Annotated in this window: 1 rRNA gene; it reads right to left on the bottom strand. The window is 56.2% G+C overall.

The features are described 5' to 3' along the window. Nucleotides 1-2: 2 nt before the first annotated feature. Nucleotides 3-1503: ribosomal RNA gene (locus ABZ497_RS36800) — 23S ribosomal RNA — on the bottom strand; the annotation flags it as partial.

Here is a 1503-nt window from a genome sequence, read left to right as displayed (position 1 = left end):
CTGAGGACAAGCCCTCGGCCTATTAGTACCGGTCAACTCCACCCCTTACGAGGCTTCCATATCCGGCCTATCAACCCAGTCGTCTACTGGGAGCCTTACCCTCTCAAGGAGGTGGGAGTGCTCATCTCGAAGCAGGCTTCCCGCTTAGATGCTTTCAGCGGTTATCCCTCCCGAACGTAGCCAACCAGCCATGCCCTTGGCAGGACAACTGGCACACCAGAGGTTCGTCCGTCCCGGTCCTCTCGTACTAGGGACAGCCCTTCTCAACACTCCTACGCGCACAGCGGATAGGGACCGAACTGTCTCACGACGTTCTAAACCCAGCTCGCGTACCGCTTTAATGGGCGAACAGCCCAACCCTTGGGACCTACTCCAGCCCCAGGATGCGACGAGCCGACATCGAGGTGCCAAACCATCCCGTCGATATGGACTCTTGGGGAAGATCAGCCTGTTATCCCCGGGGTACCTTTTATCCGTTGAGCGACGGCGCTTCCACAAGCCACCGCCGGATCACTAGTCCCGACTTTCGTCCCTGCTCGACCCGTCAGTCTCACAGTCAAGCTCCCTTGTGCACTTACACTCAACACCTGATTGCCAACCAGGCTGAGGGAACCTTTGGGCGCCTCCGTTACTCTTTAGGAGGCAACCGCCCCAGTTAAACTACCCACCAGACACTGTCCCTGATCCGGATCACGGACCCAGGTTAGACATCCAGCACGACCAGAGTGGTATTTCAACGACGACTCCACAACAACTGGCGTTGCTGCTTCAAAGTCTCCCACCTATCCTACACAAGCCGAACCGAACACCAATATCAAGCTATAGTAAAGGTCCCGGGGTCTTTCCGTCCTGCTGCGCGAAACGAGCATCTTTACTCGTAATGCAATTTCACCGGGCCTATGGTTGAGACAGTCGAGAAGTCGTTACGCCATTCGTGCAGGTCGGAACTTACCCGACAAGGAATTTCGCTACCTTAGGATGGTTATAGTTACCACCGCCGTTTACTGGCGCTTAAGTTCTCAGCTTCGCCTGGACGAATCCAAGCTAACCGGTCCCCTTAACGTTCCAGCACCGGGCAGGCGTCAGTCCGTATACATCGCCTTACGGCTTCGCACGGACCTGTGTTTTTAGTAAACAGTCGCTTCTCGCTGGTCTCTGCGGCCACCCCCAGCTCAGAGTGCAAGACTCATCACCAGGAATGGCCCCCCTTCTCCCGAAGTTACGGGGGCATTTTGCCGAGTTCCTTAACCATAGTTCACCCGAACGCCTCGGTATTCTCTACCTGACCACCTGAGTCGGTTTGGGGTACGGGCCGCCATGAAACTCGCTAGAGGCTTTTCTCGACAGCATAGGATCATCCACTTCACCACAATCGGCTCGGCATCAGGTCTCAGCCTTAATGAGTGACGGATTTGCCTATCACTCGGCCTACACCCTTACCCCGGGACAACCACCGCCCGGGCTGGACTACCTTCCTGCGTCACCCCATCGCTCACCTACTAC

It is taken from the genome of Kitasatospora sp. NPDC005751, assembly GCF_040630835.1.
Lineage (GTDB): Bacteria > Actinomycetota > Actinomycetes > Streptomycetales > Streptomycetaceae > Kitasatospora.
The sequence above is the reverse complement of the archived record's forward strand: the minus strand, read 5'-3'. Positions and strand labels throughout refer to the sequence as shown.